15 protein-coding genes are annotated in these 15160 nt (G+C 60.0%); 6 read left to right on the top strand and 9 right to left on the bottom strand.

Annotated features, from left to right (window positions below):
- Nucleotides 1–381, bottom strand: a complete 381-nt coding sequence (locus QTL94_RS11800; protein ID WP_065693661.1) for a COG4315 family predicted lipoprotein — start codon at nucleotides 379–381, stop codon at nucleotides 1–3.
- A gap of 135 nt (nucleotides 382–516) precedes the next feature.
- On the opposite strand from QTL94_RS11800, the gene QTL94_RS11805 reads away from it, so the two are divergent.
- Nucleotides 517–1644 (top strand): ATP-dependent DNA helicase, encoded by a 1128-nt coding sequence (locus tag QTL94_RS11805; RefSeq protein WP_065693662.1) that lies wholly within the window; start codon nucleotides 517–519, stop codon nucleotides 1642–1644.
- 41 nt (nucleotides 1645–1685) lie between these two features.
- Here QTL94_RS11805 and QTL94_RS11810 read toward each other — a convergent pair whose 3' ends face one another.
- Complete coding sequence (locus QTL94_RS11810) at nucleotides 1686–2381, bottom strand: MerR family transcriptional regulator (RefSeq protein ID WP_289801668.1); 696 nt, start codon at nucleotides 2379–2381, stop codon at nucleotides 1686–1688.
- A gap of 429 nt (nucleotides 2382–2810) precedes the next feature.
- On the opposite strand from QTL94_RS11810, the gene QTL94_RS11815 reads away from it, so the two are divergent.
- Nucleotides 2811–3563: a pyridoxine 5'-phosphate synthase gene (locus QTL94_RS11815; protein WP_289801669.1), complete on the top strand. Its 753-nt coding sequence runs from the start codon at nucleotides 2811–2813 to the stop codon at nucleotides 3561–3563.
- A 50-nt stretch (nucleotides 3564–3613) separates the two neighbouring features.
- On the opposite strand, the gene QTL94_RS11820 is transcribed toward QTL94_RS11815, so the two are convergent.
- Entirely contained in the window at nucleotides 3614–4501 is an 888-nt protein-coding gene (locus QTL94_RS11820; protein WP_289801670.1) for an SDR family oxidoreductase, read from the bottom strand.
- Nucleotides 4502–4620: 119 nt separating this feature from the next.
- On the opposite strand from QTL94_RS11820, the gene QTL94_RS11825 reads away from it, so the two are divergent.
- Nucleotides 4621–5040 (top strand): winged helix-turn-helix transcriptional regulator, encoded by a 420-nt coding sequence (locus QTL94_RS11825; protein WP_289801671.1) that lies wholly within the window; start codon nucleotides 4621–4623, stop codon nucleotides 5038–5040.
- On the opposite strand, the gene QTL94_RS11830 is transcribed toward QTL94_RS11825, so the two are convergent.
- The 4 genes from QTL94_RS11830 to QTL94_RS11845 all read right to left on the bottom strand — a co-directional run bounded on the left by QTL94_RS11830 (nucleotide 5037) and on the right by QTL94_RS11845 (nucleotide 8699).
- Entirely contained in the window at nucleotides 5037–6254 is a 1218-nt protein-coding gene (locus QTL94_RS11830) for an MFS transporter (RefSeq protein ID WP_289801672.1), read from the bottom strand. The two genes, QTL94_RS11825 and QTL94_RS11830, sit on opposite strands and share 4 nt — an antisense overlap.
- A gap of 74 nt (nucleotides 6255–6328) precedes the next feature.
- Nucleotides 6329–6946, bottom strand: a complete 618-nt coding sequence (locus QTL94_RS11835; protein ID WP_289801673.1) for a TetR/AcrR family transcriptional regulator — start codon at nucleotides 6944–6946, stop codon at nucleotides 6329–6331.
- A gap of 61 nt (nucleotides 6947–7007) precedes the next feature.
- On the bottom strand, nucleotides 7008–7925 hold the full coding sequence (locus QTL94_RS11840; RefSeq protein WP_289801674.1) for a bifunctional helix-turn-helix transcriptional regulator/GNAT family N-acetyltransferase: 918 nt from the start codon (nucleotides 7923–7925) through the stop codon (nucleotides 7008–7010).
- A gap of 69 nt (nucleotides 7926–7994) precedes the next feature.
- On the bottom strand, nucleotides 7995–8699 hold the full coding sequence (locus QTL94_RS11845) for an aspartate/glutamate racemase family protein (protein WP_289801675.1): 705 nt from the start codon (nucleotides 8697–8699) through the stop codon (nucleotides 7995–7997).
- A gap of 213 nt (nucleotides 8700–8912) precedes the next feature.
- Here QTL94_RS11845 and QTL94_RS11850 point away from each other — a divergent pair, with 213 nt between their 5' ends.
- Nucleotides 8913–10178, top strand: a complete 1266-nt coding sequence (locus QTL94_RS11850) for an NAD(P)/FAD-dependent oxidoreductase (protein ID WP_289801750.1) — start codon at nucleotides 8913–8915, stop codon at nucleotides 10176–10178.
- Between the two features lie 44 nt (nucleotides 10179–10222).
- Here QTL94_RS11850 and QTL94_RS11855 read toward each other — a convergent pair whose 3' ends face one another.
- Nucleotides 10223–11269 carry an NAD(P)-dependent alcohol dehydrogenase gene (locus tag QTL94_RS11855; protein ID WP_065693671.1) on the bottom strand — a complete coding sequence of 349 codons (1047 nt, stop codon included), beginning with the start codon at nucleotides 11267–11269 and terminating at the stop codon, nucleotides 10223–10225.
- Between the two features lie 491 nt (nucleotides 11270–11760).
- Here QTL94_RS11855 and QTL94_RS11860 point away from each other — a divergent pair, with 491 nt between their 5' ends.
- Both QTL94_RS11860 and QTL94_RS11865 read left to right on the top strand, forming a co-directional pair.
- Nucleotides 11761–13251: a hypothetical protein gene (locus tag QTL94_RS11860; RefSeq protein ID WP_289801676.1), complete on the top strand. Its 1491-nt coding sequence runs from the start codon at nucleotides 11761–11763 to the stop codon at nucleotides 13249–13251.
- Between the two features lie 41 nt (nucleotides 13252–13292).
- Nucleotides 13293–14528, top strand: coding sequence for an autotransporter family protein (locus QTL94_RS11865; RefSeq protein WP_354666060.1), 1236 nt, complete (start codon nucleotides 13293–13295; stop codon nucleotides 14526–14528).
- Nucleotides 14529–14668: 140 nt separating this feature from the next.
- Here the strand turns inward: QTL94_RS11865 and QTL94_RS11870 are convergent, their stop codons facing one another.
- Nucleotides 14669–15058, bottom strand: coding sequence for a cupin domain-containing protein (locus tag QTL94_RS11870; protein WP_289801677.1), 390 nt, complete (start codon nucleotides 15056–15058; stop codon nucleotides 14669–14671).
- Between the last annotated feature and the right edge of the window lie 102 nt (nucleotides 15059–15160).

The raw sequence follows: 15160 nt of genomic DNA on the forward strand, positions 1-15160 counted from the left end.
TCAAGGCTTTGCAACATCCCAGACATCCTTGAAGCCATCACCGGTGACATCGCCCATCTTCTTGTCCTTGACCCAGAAATAGAGCGGCATGCCATCCTTGGCCCATTGCCTTGTCCCGTCCTTGCGTTCGATGAGCGAGTATGCCCCTTCTGTCTTCACATTGCCAACTGCCAGCAGCGGAGGCCATGCCTTGGCGCAATCGTCATAGCAGTTGGATACGCCCATCGTGTCCTTCTTGAAGGTATAGAGCGCCATGCCGTTTTCGCCGGCCAGGATCTTGCCCTTGGCGGAATCGACTGTCTTGACCGGAGCGTCGGCGAAAGCGGGTGTTGCAGCGGCTGACAGCGCAGCCAATACGATCAGCGTGGTTAGGGACTTCATGGTTTTCTCCTCACACGTTACGGCAGGCTTTCTTGCGTTGCCGGACATGAGACACGGGCGAGGGCCATTTTATTCCCGGCATCTCAGGAGTTTTTGAGTTGCCTATCCCAAGCGAATCCTGCCAAGTCGCTGACCATGCAATTCGCTCCGCAACAAGACGACGCCCTGAAGGCCGTTTCCAAATGGCTGAAGGAGGGGAAGTCACCGATTTTCCGCTTGTTCGGCTATGCCGGAACGGGGAAGACCACGCTTGCGCGGCATTTCGCCGAACATGTCGACGGCGATGTGCTGTTTGCGGCGTTCACCGGCAAGGCGGCGCAGGTCCTGCGTTCCAGGGGCGCCAGCAATGCCAAGACGCTTCACTCGCTGATCTATCGCCCTCGCGGTGAGGAGGCGGTCGAGGACGAGGAGACGGGCAAGACGTCGATCGCCCCGATGTTTTCCATCAATCGGCAAAGCCCGGTGGCAAAAGCCGCGCTGATCATCGTCGATGAATGCTCGATGGTGGACGAGGCGCTCGGCAAGGACCTGATGAGTTTCGGTACGCCGATCCTCGTTCTCGGCGATCCCGGCCAGCTGCCGCCCGTTTCCGGCGGCGGATACTTCACCAACCAGGATCCCGACTACCTGCTGACCGACATCCACCGCCAGGCGCGCGACAACCCGATCATCAAGCTTGCGATGCAGGTGCGTGAGGGCAATGAGATCGCCTATGGCGACTATGGCACCGCGAAGGTGATTTCCAAGAACGACGTGACGCAGTCACTGGTGCTGGATGCGGATCAGGTTCTGGTCGGAACCAATCGGACGCGCCGCCGCTACAATCAGCGCCTGCGCGAATTGAAGGGCTTCACGGCCGACTATCCGCAGACCGGCGACAAGCTCGTGTGCCTGCGTAACGACCCGGCGAAGGGGCTGCTCAACGGTTCGCTATGGCAGGTCATGACCTCCTCCCGAGAGACGACGAAGCCCGGCATCAACTTGCTGATCCGTCCCGAGGACGACGACATGGATCGCGGTGCAGCCAAGATCAAGCTGCTCAAGCAGGCCTTCGAGGACGTCGAGGGGGAAATCCCTTGGAATACCCGCAAGCGCTACGACGAGTTCGACTATGGCTATGCGCTGACCGTGCACAAGGCGCAGGGTTCGCAATGGAACAATGTTGTTCTGTTCGATGAAAGCTGGGCGTTTCGAGACACCCGGGAGCGCTGGCTCTATACGGCCATCACGCGTGCTGCGGAAACGCTGACAATTGTTCGCTAGGAGTTTGATGCGGTGGCGGCCGCTTCAAGCGTTGCGGAACGTCAGACTTGGACCACCCCGAGCAGAACGGCCTTGGTAATGGCCTGAAAACGATTGTTCGCCCGGAGTTTGGTAATGATCGATGCTTCGATGGACTTTGCTTCGCTCTCGTTGAGATCGAGGTGGCGGGCGATTTTCTGCGTCGACAGACCCTCCGCCATCAGTGCCAGGCAGCGAAGCTCCTGATCGGTCAGAGCCTGCTCGGCCGCATTGTCGTTGTGCGGACCATCGCCTTCCGTGTTGCTATCCAGCAGTTCGGCAACCTGCTGCAGCTGGCGATGTAGTGTCGACATCTCCGCGCTCAGTTCCCGCTTGCGGGCCGCAAGTGCCGAGCGAAACACGGCTTCGGCGGTGTGCTGTGATTCCACCGAGCAGAGCTCGTTCATTAGTTCCTGGATGACCGCGACGGCCATGCCAGTTTCGCGACATACGTTGATCACGGCCATCTGCATGACTTCGGATGCGTCATAGACCCGCATCAGCCCGATCCTGCTGGAGGAAATCAGCCCCTTTTCCTCGTAGAAGTGCAATGTTCTGTGCGTCACCCCAAACGCATTGGCCATGTCGGCGATCGGCACGCGACCCGGCGGCAATTCCCGCGGCAGCGCAATGAACGGCAGAAACGGCATTTTTGCTCGAGGACGCGGCGGAGCGCCTTGCGACCCCTGAGTAAGCGTCTGCTTGAAACTGTCTGCCATGAACCCTCCTGTTGTGCACATCGTGCAGCACACACACTGCGACGAAAGGAACGCGGTCGAGTGGGGTTTTCCTCTAGGCGTACTATTTTGTTCTTCGAAGCAACGGTCGCGTATTTCTCTGTTGCATTGTGCTCAGATTACCCGTGCCGGATACCTTTTGTTAGTCTTAAAAATAGTGACTTCTAATTTGGATGGCAATGTAATCGGCTGATTGCAGTCGGTGCCGGAATGTTTGCTTTGGTTGCGCAGGTGTTTGTATTTTAATCGTTTAATCTCCGGAAATCGAACGGATAGTACTTTCTGCCGTCGCGTCCGAGACGTTTGCCGCCGGTCATCAGAAAATCACATGCACTCATGCATGAATCTCGTTGGCCCTGAGCGTTGCATTGGCTTAAAAGCGGTGCAGCCATCGCTTCAATGGAAACACCAATGCCGACAACCCTTTCCGTGAATCTCAATGCCGTCGCCATGCTGCGCAATCGCCGCGACCTTCCTTGGCCGAGTGTCGAGCATCTCGGGCGAATAGCGTTGAAGGCAGGGGCAAGCGGCTTGACGGTGCATCCACGGCCGGACCAGCGGCATATCCGCTTCTCCGATCTGCCTGTAATTCGCAACCTGATCGATGACGAGTTCCCAAATGCCGAATTCAACATCGAGGGATATCCGACGGACGAGTTTCTGGAGCTCTGCGCTAGTGCTGCGCCGGAACAGGTGACGCTGGTGCCCGACGATCCGTCACAGGCGACCTCAGACCACGGTTGGGATTTCCGCAAGCATGGCGATCTGCTGACCGATGTCATCGCGCGCCTGAAGAAGACAGGAACCCGCGTGTCGCTGTTTGCCGATGGCGACGGCGATGCGGAGGCCGTGGCGATTGCCAAGGCCGTGGGGGCGGACCGGATCGAACTCTATACCGGTCCCTATGGCGGCTGCTACGACGCGCCGGAGCGGGCCGCGCCGATCCTCGAAGCGCTTGGGAAGACCGCGGATACGGCGCTTGCGCTTGGGTTGGGCATCAATGCCGGACACGATCTGACCGTTGCCAATCTTCCGCCGCTTGTGAAGCGCATTCCGAAGCTTGCCGAAGTGTCGATCGGCCACGGTTTGACGGCCGATGCACTTGAATATGGCATGGCCGAAACGGTGCGGCGCTTCTGCCGAGCCTGCGGACAGAAGATCTAGTATAGGGTCAACGCCCGCCCATGCCGTGCAGGGCGGGCGCTGTCAAAAAATCAAGCGATCAGGGCGGCCTTGTGCGCCACGAAGAAGGCCTTCAGCGTTTCGGGCTGCTTGCCCGTGAGCTTGGTAAAATCGCTGGTCACAAGGTCGAAGTTGCCGGCACGGATGTTGGCATCGGCGGATACCAGCATATCGGCGACAAAATCGGGAAGGCCTGCTCCGCGCATGCCCTGTCCAAGCTGTTCATCAGTGACCGCCACAGCCGCTAGGGGCTTGCCGGCAGCCTCGGCGACGATGGCCGCGATCTGGTTGGCGTTGAGCGATTCCGAGCCCGTCAGCGTATAGGTGGCGCTGTCGCTGGAGCCCGACGCCAGGGCTGCTGCAATCGCAAGCGCGCAGTCTTCACGAGAAATGTTTGGTACCTTGCCGTCACCGCTGGACGTGTACCACGTGCCGGACTGCAAATTGTGCGGCATGCCATGCAGGTAGTTGTCCATGTACCATGCGTCGCGAAGGATCGTGTAGGCTAGGCCGCTTGCCTTGATCGCGTTCTCTGTTCCGAGGTGGTCCGGTGCAAAGGTCACCAGCGACTTGTCCGGCGACGGCATCGAGGTGTAGGCGATGTGCTTTACGCCGGCCTTGACGGCGGCGTTGACGGCGGCCGTGTGCTGCTTCAGACGCTGACCCGGTACTGCGAGCGCGTCCGTGCTGATGATCAGCAGCCGGTCGACACCCTGGAATGCCGCTTCAAGCGTTGCCGCATCGTCGAAGTCCGCCTTGCGCGTGGCGACGCCCTTGGCAGCGAGCTCTGCAAGCTTTGAGGGATCGCGCGTGGCGGCGACGAGTTTGGCCGCCGGAACCTTGTAGGTTTCGAGCAGATGATGGATCACGCGCTGGCCGAGCTGGCCGGCTGCGCCGGTAACGAGAATGGTGTCGCTCATGTGATTGCCTCTAGGTTCGCTTTATGGTCTCAAAAAGAGACTAGCACTAGAATAGGAATTGACGCGGCGCTGTAAAGCAGGCAGTTTTTGGGCCATACGTTACCAAAAGGGAACCACGCATGAGTGGCGCAGTCGTCAATCTGAAGGGCAAGTCCGAGGCACGGATCCGGCGTGAGGTCGATCTCAGCGCGCTCGACTTCAACAACTGCCCCGTGAGGGACATGATGCAGCAGATTGGCGGGAAGTGGTCGACGCTGATGCTGGAGGCACTATCGCAGCGCCCCTACCGTTTTGGCGAGCTGCGACGGATGATCCCGGATATTTCGCAGCGCATGCTGACACAGACGCTGCGCGATCTGCAGCGTGACGGTTACGTCGAGCGTGAAGTGTTTCCAACCAAGCCGCCGAGCGTCGAGTATCGCCTGACGGACCTCGGTCGATCGCTGTATGGAACGCTGGCGCTGCTGCTAAATTGGGCGGAGGCGAACCATGATGCGGTTCGCTCCGCCCGTCTGCGCTTCGATTCAGCTGAAGCCTAAGCTGCCTTCAGCTGGCGGCCTTCCGTCAGAAACAGCAGGAAAGCGAAGGTGGGGAAGCACAGGCCGATCCAGGCCGTCATTGCCCAGCCGCCGGTGGCAAAGGCCCAGCCGCCGATCGCCGAGCCGAAGGCGCCTCCTGCAAAGAAGGTCGCCATGAAGAGCCCATTGAGGCGGCTTCGGTGTTCGGGGCTGATCGCATAGATCGCTCGCTGACCGACAACGAGATTGGTGGTGACGCCGAAGTCCAGCAGGATTGCTGCGGCCGTGAGCAGAAGCAGGGCTGCCATCGAACCATCGGCGGCAAAGTGACCGATGAGGAACGCGGTCATTCCGAGCAGCATGGCGAGGGCCGAGGCGATCTTCGTCAGGCCACGATCGGCAAGACGTCCCGCGATCGGCGAGGCGATGGCGCCGGCGGCGCCGGCCAGGGCAAACAGCGCAATGCCGTTCTGCGTCAAGCCGAACTCCGGGCCGGCTAGAAGCAGCGGCGTCGTCGTCCAGAACAGGCTGAAGGCGCCGAACATCCCGGCTTGATAGAGCGCGCGGCGCTGCAAGACTCGAGAGTGGAGGGCGAGGTGAGCCATTGAGGCAAGCAGCTCGCCATAGCTCAGCTTGGTGTGGGGAACGCGTACCGGCAGTTTGACGCGCAGGATTGCGACCAGCAGGACCATGGTCGCTGCCGTTACGAAGTAGACCGTGTGCCAGGAGGTCGCTTCCGCCAGGAAGCTCGCGAAGGGGCGGGCAAGCATGATGCCACAGAGAAGGCCGCTCATGACGTTGCCGACGACCCTGCCGCGTGTGGCGTCGGGCGCCATGTTTGCCGCGAAGGGAACAAGCACCTGCACCGCAACCGATGCCAGGCCGATGCAAAGCGATGCGGCAAGAAACATCATCGGCGTCGACGCCAATCCCGCACCGACGAGAGCCAGCGCGGAGACGGCGATCAGCGTCAGGACGAGCTTACGGTTTTCCAGAAGGTCGCCGAGCGGAACGATGAGCAACAGGCCGAGGCCATAGCCGATCTGCGTCAGCGTCACGATCAACCCGGTTGCCGCCGGGCTGAAGCCGAGCGAGGCGCTGATCGGGCCTGCGAGCGGCTGGCCATAGTAGAGGTTGGCGGCAACCAGGCCGCAGGCCGCGGCAAACAGGAATGTCATCAGGGGCGAAATCGACTGGGGGCTGACGGCTTCGCGCGTTGTGGCAGATAGGCTCATGCTAGGACTCCGGTGGGAGGATCAGATTATCGTTGTGTCGGCGAGCGGGAGGGGGCGCTCGCGTGATGAAATGGTCACCCCAGAAGCCTCATGGCTGCCTCGGCAACATTTGCCATGTCGTTCTCGGTGCGTCCGGTCTTTCCCACGACGCGCATGCCTTTTGTCAGGCACAGCAGTGCGCGGGCGGTTGTTTCACTGTCGATCGCTATGGAAATCGTGCCGTCCGCTTGGCCGAGCCGAACAAGATCCAGGATCAGTTTTTCATTGGCATCAAAGGCCGCAGCGACACGTTCGGCGGCTTCCTCATCGAAAATCGCCAGTTCGCTGGCGCTGCCTACGACAAGGCATCCGCGCCGGCCGGATTCGCCGTGGGAGGAGGAGGCATAGTAGGCAAGGACTTCGCGGACCTTCTCGCGGCCAGTCTCAACCTTTGCCAATCGCGCATCGAGGATGCTCCGCCGGACCTTTCGGTAGCGATCGAAGGCGGCAAGAAAGATGCCGCGCTTGTCCTTGAACGCCTTGTAGACACTGCCGGAAGCGAGTTCCATCGCTTCGGTCAGTTCGCTGATGGAGGCGGCGTGGTAGCCGCGCTCGGAAAAGACGGCAAGCGCCTTGTCCAGCGCGGCATCCGCATCGAATTCGCGCGGGCGGCCACGTGCTCGGTTCTTTGATTCAAGAGTTTCGGTCGTCATGACGACCTAATTAGGGAATGTTCGTTTCCAAATCAAGCGAAGCTTTCGAGCGGGGTGCGGATTACAGATCCAGAACCCAGGTCTGGCCGTTTTCCTCGCGGCCGAACATGCGATGTCTCTCTTCGGAGACAAGGCGGAAGCCTGCCTTGACATAGATGCCGCGGGCCGCGTGGAGGATGTCGTTCGTCCACAGCGACAGCTGGCGATATTGCCTTGCCTTGGCGAAGCGAATGCATTCATCGACCAGCGTTTTGCCAAGCCCAAGGCCGCGCGCTGCCTTGTCGACATAGAGCAGCCGAAGCTTGGCGATGCTGTCGCCGCCGTTTGCGATCAGGACAGAGCCGATGTTGACGCCGGCGCGCTCGGCGATCCAGCAATATTCCATCGCCGGATCGAAGTTGGTCAGGAACTTGCCAGCCACGTCCGCAACCAGTCCTTCGAAGCGCATGTCCCAGCCGTATTCCTCGGTGTAGGCTTTCGCCTGGCTCTGCACGATCCAGCCCATGTCGCCGGCGCGATGCGGACGAAGTATCGTCGCCGGCGGCGCGGCGTTCGGTTCCAGCAGTGCGCGGATCGTGGTCATGGCGGTGACGATGTTTTGCGGTGCTCCCGCCGCCAGCGTTTCGAAGCGCTCGGCGATCTGGACATTCGAACGCCTTCCAAGCTCCTGAAATTGATCCCGTCCCCTGGCGGTGACATTGATGATCTGGCTGCGCATGTCATCAGGATCGGATGCCGTCTCGATCAGTCCCTCACTGCGAAAACGCTTGAGGATGCGGCTCAGATAGGCAGCGTCGAGCTGGAGGTCGCGCGTCAAGGCAGAGGCGCTGACGCCGTTGCGCGAGCCGATCTCGAAGAGCACCCGCGCATCCGTGAGGGTGAACGGCGTATCGAGATAGGCTCGGTTCAGGACGCCAAGGAAGTTGGTGTAGAAGCGGTTGAAGTCGCGAACGGTTTCGATCAAGGCGGAATCGGGCATGGCAAAGATCTCCTGATGGAAGACTTTGTCATGCAATTAGTTGACTGAGTCAAATAAAATTACACGGACTTAAGCCGCTGCTGTTTGCCTCAATGCGAAATCGATCGCGGCCGTCGCGTGGATCTTTGTCGTATCGAATCCGGGCAAAGGCAGATTGTCCGGATCGAGGATCAGGCAAATCTCGGTGCATCCCAGGATGATGCTGTCGGCGCCTGCGGCGCGCTCGCGTTCGATGATGCGCATCAACTTTTCGCGCGAGCTTTCCAGCACCTTCCCGGCGCAGAGTTCGTTGAAGATGATGTCGTGGACGGTCGTGCGATCGGCTGCTTCAGGGACCGCGATATCGAGTCCGAGGCGCTTCATGCGATCGGTATAGAAGCCGTGTTCCATGGTGTAGCGGGTAGCAAGGAGCAATGGTCGTTTGCAGCCGGCGGCCTTCAGCGATGCTGCCGTCTCGTCGATGATATGGAGGAAGGGCACCGAAACACGCGACGCGACTTCATCGGCGACGAGGTGCATGGTGTTGCTGCAGATGAGAATGCAGGCGGCGCCGGCCGTCTCCAGGCGCGACGCGACATCGCCGAGCCGCGCGGCCGCACCAGCCCAATCGCCGGCCTTCTGCATCACGACAATCTCTTCGAAGTTGACGGAATAGAGCAGCAATTCGGCCGAGGCGAGGTCGCCCAGGCGCTCGCGCACCATCTCGTTGAGCAAGCGATAGTAGACGGCCGAGCTCTCGAAGCTCATGCCGCCGATGAGGCCGATTGTCTGCATCCGGTGGTGCTCCCATGGCATTTTGTTGTGCTGAGTACGCGCGGGTTGGTGCGCGTTTCTGCGTTGTCGTCATTGAAAGGCAAAATTGCAGCCCAGTCCATCGCCCGCCCGCCGTTCCCGCGCAAGTGCAGATGAGCTATGCCTAAACGGCAGTTGAAAACTGTGTTCGATCAATGACTAATCGTCGTCGCGTATCGAGCGAAAGGGCAGATGATGAGCGAACACCACGTCGTCGTTGTCGGAGGCGGCTTTGGCGGCCTTCAACTGGTGAACGGCCTGAAGGGCGCTGGCGTACGGATCACGCTGATCGACCGGCGCAACCATCACCTTTTCCAGCCGCTTCTCTACCAGGTCGCGACGACCATTCTATCGACCTCCGAGATCGCCTGGCCGATCCGCCATCTCTACAGCGACAGGCCCGAGGTGACGACATTGCTCGGCGAGGTGTCGGCTGTCGATTCGGCGGCGAAGGAAGTGAAGCTGCGCGACGGAACGGCCTTGCATTACGACACGCTCGTTCTCGCCACCGGCGCCACGCATGCATATTTCGGCCGGGACGATTGGGAGCCGGTGGCGCCAGGCCTGAAGACCTTGGAGGATGCAACGACGATCCGTCGTCGCGTCTTGCTGGCTTTCGAACGCGCCGAGACAACGACGGATGCGGCTACCCGTGCTGCGTTGCTCACTTTCACGATCGTCGGCGCCGGGCCGACTGGTGTGGAGCTTGCCGGCATCATCGCCGAGCTGGCGCACAAGACATTGCCGAAGGAGTTTCGCAACATCGACACCAGGACCACCAAGGTGATCCTGGTCGAGGCAGGACCCCGCGTATTGCCGAGCTTCGCGCAGGAGCTCTCGGCCTATGCGCAAAAAGCACTGGAGGATCTCGGCGTCGAGGTGCGTCTCGGCAAGGCGGTGACGGAATGCTCGGTCGATGGGGTTAAGATCGGCGAAGAGTTCATCGGCAGCAGGACGATCGTCTGGGCTGCCGGCGTGCAGGCGTCGCCGGCGGCGCGGTGGCTGGATATTCCGGCCGATCGTGCGGGGCGGGCGATTGTCGAAAAGGACCTGACCGCGCCGGGCTTGCCGGAGGTGTTCGTGATCGGCGATACCGCCTCGGTCATGAGGGATAACGGCACGCCGGTGCCGGGCATTGCGCCTGCCGCCAAACAGCAGGGCGGCTATGCCGCCAGGGTCATCCGCGCGCGACTGGCCGGAAAGGCGCCGCCACCGGCGTTCCGCTACCGGCACCAGGGAAGCCTTGCCACGATCGGACAAAGTGCGGCTATCGTGGATTTCGGCAAGATCAAGCTGAAGGGATGGTTGGCCTGGTGGATATGGGGTCTCGCCCATATCTACTTCCTGATCGGAACGCGCTCGCGCTTTGCAGTCGCGTGGAGTTGGCTATGGATCTATCTCAGCGGCCAGCATAGCGCCCGGCTGATCACGCAAAGGGAAACGATGCGCGACGAGGGGTAGGCGGCTCTTGCGAGCCGCCCAGGTCTTCTTGACGCTTGGCAGCCTCAGGCCGCCAGCGACGCAATGTCGATGACGAAGCGGTAGCGAACGTCGCTCTTCAGAACGCGCTCATAGGCTTCGTTGACCTGCTGGATGTTGATCTTCTCGATCTCCGAGACGATGTTGTGCTCGCCGCAGAAGTCCAGCATTTCCTGGGTTTCCTTGATCGAGCCGATCATCGAGCCGGACAGGCTCTTGCGGCCCGGGATCAGCGAGAAGGCGTGGACCGGGATCGGGTTCTCGGGAGCGCCGACGACGACCATAGAACCGTTGACCTTGAGCAGGCCGAGATAGGCATTCCAGTCAACCTCGGCGCTGACCGTGCAGATGATCAGGTCGAAGGTGCCGGCGAGCTTCTCGAAGGTCGCGGCATCGCTCGTGGCGTAATATTCCTTGGCGCCAAGCTTCAGTCCGTCTTCCTTCTTGGAGAGCGACTGCGAGAGAACGGTGATATCCGCGCCCATGGCCGCACCAAGCTTCACGCCCATGTGTCCGAGACCGCCCATGCCGACGATCGCGACCTTCTTGCCGGGGCCGGCATTCCAGTGCTTCAGCGGCGAGTAAAGGGTGATGCCGGCGCACAGGAGGGGCGCGGAGGCGTCGAGCGGCAGGTTTTCGGGGATCGACAGGACATAGCCTTCCTTTACGACGATCGAGTCGGAATAACCGCCCTGCGTTGCCGTCTTGCCGTCGGCTTCGACGCTGTTGTAGGTGCCGACGAGGCCCGGCATGTACTGCTCGTTGTCGAGATCGCGGGTGGCGCAGCCGACGCAGCTGTCAACGAAGCAACCGACGCCGACGTGATCGCCGACCTTGAACTTGGTGACGTTGGCACCGACAGCCGAAACGATGCCGGCGATCTCGTGGCCCGGCACGATCGGATAAACGGCATTCTTCCATTCGTTGCGAACGGTGTGAATGTCCGAGTGGCAGATGCCGGCGAACTTGATGTCGATGACGACGTCATCGGCGTTCGGCTCGCGACGCTCGAAGGTAAAGGGCGTCAGAGGTTTCGACGCGTCGGTCGCGGCATAGCCTTTTGCAATAGCCATGGGAGAACTCCATCTGTTTGTGGTCGGGAATCTGATGGTGAGACTTATGCCGCATGGACCGCCATCGGCGTTAGAGCGATCCTCCTAGCTTTTTGCACGATCCTGCAAATGTCCGGCTTTGACGAAGATCGCCGCCGACACAAAACCCTGACTCTGAGGCGCAAGCAGATATCCGACGGCCAAGTCGGCCAAGCCGCGTGATTATCGATCCCGTCAACGCTCAAAGCCGGCAGCAGGGGGCATCGGTGACCTTTCTAGCGGAACGATATTCGCGAGATTCCAGTTAAGCTTTAATCAACTATGACGATAGTGACGTGAAGTGGATATCCTAATTAAGTACCTGTGAAATTTGATAATTATCAAAACTCATGATCGCCAATAGGTAGCAGATATATCGAAATCTGCATGGGAATCTGATCATGGCATTGTGGTTTGGGGCGCGGGCTTCAGGCGAAACTGATCGAAAGTTACGGTTCCTTTCAGGTGTTTCCTTGGGTGTCCTAGCACTCGGCTGTACCTTTCAGCCCTCTTTTGCTGCCACCTTCACAGCCTCGAACCAAGCGGAACTCTATCAGGCGATAGCGGACGCTCAGGCCAGTGCGGATGCGTCCTCCACCATCACTCTAACGGGAAGCTTCGCGCTCACCAGTGCCTTTCCCGCCGTCACTGGCAAAACCATCACTGTCGAGACCGGAACCAACACGCTGACATTCTCGATGGCACCGGCCTTCGATGTGGCGGCTGGTGCTATACTCACCTTTACCGGTCAACTCCTGGACGGCAATACAGTGCTGGGTAAGACTGGCAGTGGTACACTCGTACTGGACAGTACGGCCTCCGGGATCAGCAGGATCAACCTGAACGGCGGTCAGACGATCATCAACGGTGGTGGGTTGGTCCAATTTGGCCCGTCCAGTGCCAGCGGGACGGCACATCTCGCCCTCGCTTCGGCTGCTGGCTCGGTAGCAAGCCTCACAATCACGGGTGCGGGTACCAGTGTGGTTACGACAAGCACCGAACCGACTGATCTCAGTCGCGGGGGCTTGAGCACATCGGTCTTCACGGTCGAAGATGGGGCGTCTTTCAGTACTGCTGGCGCTATCCGGATCCACACAACTGGTTCTCAGGGCACTGCAACCATCAACGTTCTCGGTGAGAACTCATCGTTCAGCACCGCCAATTTAGGATCCTACTACGGTACGACCTATATCAACGTGCTCGACGGCGGCGTGATGAACGTCAACGGTCTCACTAATCTCGGTGGCCTCACAACCACAACCTACGCCGGAGCACTGGTTTCGGTCATCGTGTCGGGTGAAGGTTCCGAATGGACCAACACGGGCGCCATGAACCTCTACAGAGGTTCGCTGTCGATCCTCGACCGCGCTGTCTTGGACGCAAAGGCCGCAGTAAACATCGCGACGAGCACCGGTTCGATCGTTCCCACTTTCGCTGTCCTAGTGTCCGGCGATGGGTCGGAATTGAAAGCGTTGGCGTTGAATGTCGGGACTTACGGGACCGGTACTGTCACGATTGCGGACGATGGTCAGGTCCTCATCAATGGTGGCGCTTCCGCGCTCGTCCTTGGTGGCACCGATCCGGACAGCAACGCTACGCTGAACATCGGTGGGGCAGTCGGCGCGGCGGCAACGGCGGCAGGTACGCTTGTTGCCTCTGCGGTGACGCTTGCTGCCAGCGCGGAGATCAATTTCAACCATACCGAAGCCGGCTACGCATTCGATACGGCGATCAACGGCAGCGGCGCGATCAACCAGTATGCGGGCCGGACCATCTTCAACGCCGACCAGACCGGTTTTTCCGGCTTGGCGAGCATCTACGGCGGCATGCTGGAGGTGAACGGCATTCTCGGCGGGACAATCAACATCCTGGGCGGCACACTTCGCGGTATAGGTAGGGTCGGCGATACGACGACAATTCCGGCGGTTCGATCGCGCCTGGGGTCAACGGTATCGGTACACTGACGATCAATGGTGACTATACGAGCAATGGCGGTGCCCTCCAGATCGAATCCGTGCTCTATGATGACTCATCTCCGACCGATCTTCTCGTGATCACCGGCGACACCATTCTTGGCGCCGGTTCGACCAGGATCTTCGTGACCAACCTCAGTGGGGTCGGCGGCGAGACGACGGGCGACGGAATCAAGGTCGTCGACGTGGACGGTATTTCGGCGTCCGACGTCTTTGTCCTCGGCTCTCCTGCGATCGGCGGAGCTTACCGCTACAACCTCTATCAGAACGGCATCACCGATCCGACGGATGGTGACTGGTATCTGCGCAGCGCTGGCCTCGCCCCAACCGTACTCGTCTACGAAAGCTATCCGGTCATTCTCCTCGGCATGACGGACTTGCCAACGCTGCGGCAGCGCGTCGGCGATCGCTATTTGTCTGATCAGGAGGAAGTTGGTGCCGCCAATGGCTACACAGGACCTCGCAATTTCTGGACCCGGATCGAAGGCGGACATAGCCACGAGGAAGGCAGTTCGACCACGGGCGCGTCCTACGATAGCAACCACTATCTGGTGCAGGTCGGTATCGACGGGTTGCTCAGTGAATCCGACAAGGGACTGCTGATCGGTGGCTTGAACGTTCAGTACGGCCAGACGCACGCCAACGTCATCTCGCCAATCGGGAACGGGGTCAACGATACCGACAGCTACAGCATCGGCGCGACGCTGACATGGTACGGCAACGACGGTTCCTATGTCGATGGGCAAGCCACGCTCGCACGACTGTCGACCGATCTTTCCGCTGACGAAGTCGGCAGGCTCGTGGACCGGAACGACGGCAATGGCTATGGCGTCAGCATCGAAGCCGGTCGTAAGATGCCCGTCAACAACAACTGGTCCATCATTCCCCAGGCGCAGTTTTCGTACAATTCGGTGAACTTCGACAGCTTCACCGATCGTTTCAATGCACATGTAAGCCTTGATAGTGCTGACAGCGCCAAAGGCCGCATCGGGGTGGCTGTGGACTATGATGAAGGCGCGAGCGCCAACAACAGCCATGTCTATGCCATCGCCAACCTGACCTACGATTTTCTTGATGGAACCCGTGTCAACGTGTCGGACGTCGTCACCAAGTTCGAGCCGAAGTCCCTTGGCGCCGAGGTTGGCGTCGGTGGAACCTACAGGTGGGCCGACGGCAAGTACAATCTGTATGGCGAAGCACTTGCCGCGACACGCTTCGACGGCAGCAATGGCTTCAAGGGTACGGTAGGATTCAGCACCGCGTTCTGACACTGCCTCACGGAGGAGTTCACCGCTTTTGGCGGTAGACCACGACCCGACCAGAGCGTAGACGTTTGCCATCGGCGAATGGTGTCATGCCGTGGGATGCGTTTGCCTCAGTTCCTGATGCCGGCGTTGTATGAAAGAGACTATACAGGTGGCAGATCAAGGCCGTTTGGCAGTGAGATCCAGATGACGGTCTGGGCCTCCGGCGAATGACGCGACAGATGGCCCTTGCCATGTGTGTCCTCTACCAGCACGAAGCTGCCGGCCCGGACGTGACGGATCTCTCCATCGCTCGTCTCATATTCCACAGATCCGTCCAGCCTTACAGTAAGCACCGGTTCAGGGACCGTGTGCCAGGCAACCTCTCGCATTCCGGCGGGGATATGGGTGAGGCGGACGCGGGACGCTGGGTAGCTGGCCGTAACGTCAAACGGGGTGGCGTCGGGATGCACCGACCTCTTAGTCGTCGGCAAGTCGACTTGGTCGAAATGCGATTCGCCATCCGGGGTGGCATAGATGCGCAGGCTTTTCATACCGACAGCTCCCTATCGTTCGCGCTACCGTCGCCTGCATACCATGAACAGGCGAGGTGGCATCAAGAGATCTGTTGAACGTCCGCTTCGGGCCATTGCAAC

It is taken from the genome of Rhizobium sp. S96 (assembly GCF_030382195.1).
GTDB lineage: Bacteria > Pseudomonadota > Alphaproteobacteria > Rhizobiales > Rhizobiaceae > Rhizobium.

Excerpts from the sequence above, each read along its gene's own strand:
- QTL94_RS11800 (WP_065693661.1), bottom strand. The coding sequence starts at position 381 with ATGAAGTCCCTAACCACGCTGATCGTATTGGCTGCGCTGTCAGCCGCT.
- QTL94_RS11820 (WP_289801670.1), bottom strand. The coding sequence starts at position 4,501 with ATGAGCGACACCATTCTCGTTACCGGCGCAGCCGGCCAGCTCGGCCAG.
- QTL94_RS11815 (WP_289801669.1), top strand. The coding sequence starts at position 2,811 with ATGCCGACAACCCTTTCCGTGAATCTCAATGCCGTCGCCATGCTGCGC.
- QTL94_RS11870 (WP_289801677.1), bottom strand. The coding sequence starts at position 15,058 with ATGAAAAGCCTGCGCATCTATGCCACCCCGGATGGCGAATCGCATTTC.
- QTL94_RS11855 (WP_065693671.1), bottom strand. The coding sequence starts at position 11,269 with ATGGCTATTGCAAAAGGCTATGCCGCGACCGACGCGTCGAAACCTCTG.
- QTL94_RS11840 (WP_289801674.1), bottom strand. The coding sequence starts at position 7,925 with ATGCCCGATTCCGCCTTGATCGAAACCGTTCGCGACTTCAACCGCTTC.
- QTL94_RS11825 (WP_289801671.1), top strand. The coding sequence starts at position 4,621 with ATGAGTGGCGCAGTCGTCAATCTGAAGGGCAAGTCCGAGGCACGGATC.
- QTL94_RS11835 (WP_289801673.1), bottom strand. The coding sequence starts at position 6,946 with ATGACGACCGAAACTCTTGAATCAAAGAACCGAGCACGTGGCCGCCCG.
- QTL94_RS11810 (WP_289801668.1), bottom strand. The coding sequence starts at position 2,381 with ATGGCAGACAGTTTCAAGCAGACGCTTACTCAGGGGTCGCAAGGCGCT.
- QTL94_RS11805 (WP_065693662.1), top strand. The coding sequence starts at position 517 with ATGCAATTCGCTCCGCAACAAGACGACGCCCTGAAGGCCGTTTCCAAA.
- QTL94_RS11845 (WP_289801675.1), bottom strand. The coding sequence starts at position 8,699 with ATGCAGACAATCGGCCTCATCGGCGGCATGAGCTTCGAGAGCTCGGCC.
- QTL94_RS11830 (WP_289801672.1), bottom strand. The coding sequence starts at position 6,254 with ATGAGCCTATCTGCCACAACGCGCGAAGCCGTCAGCCCCCAGTCGATT.
- QTL94_RS11850 (WP_289801750.1), top strand. The coding sequence starts at position 8,913 with ATGAGCGAACACCACGTCGTCGTTGTCGGAGGCGGCTTTGGCGGCCTT.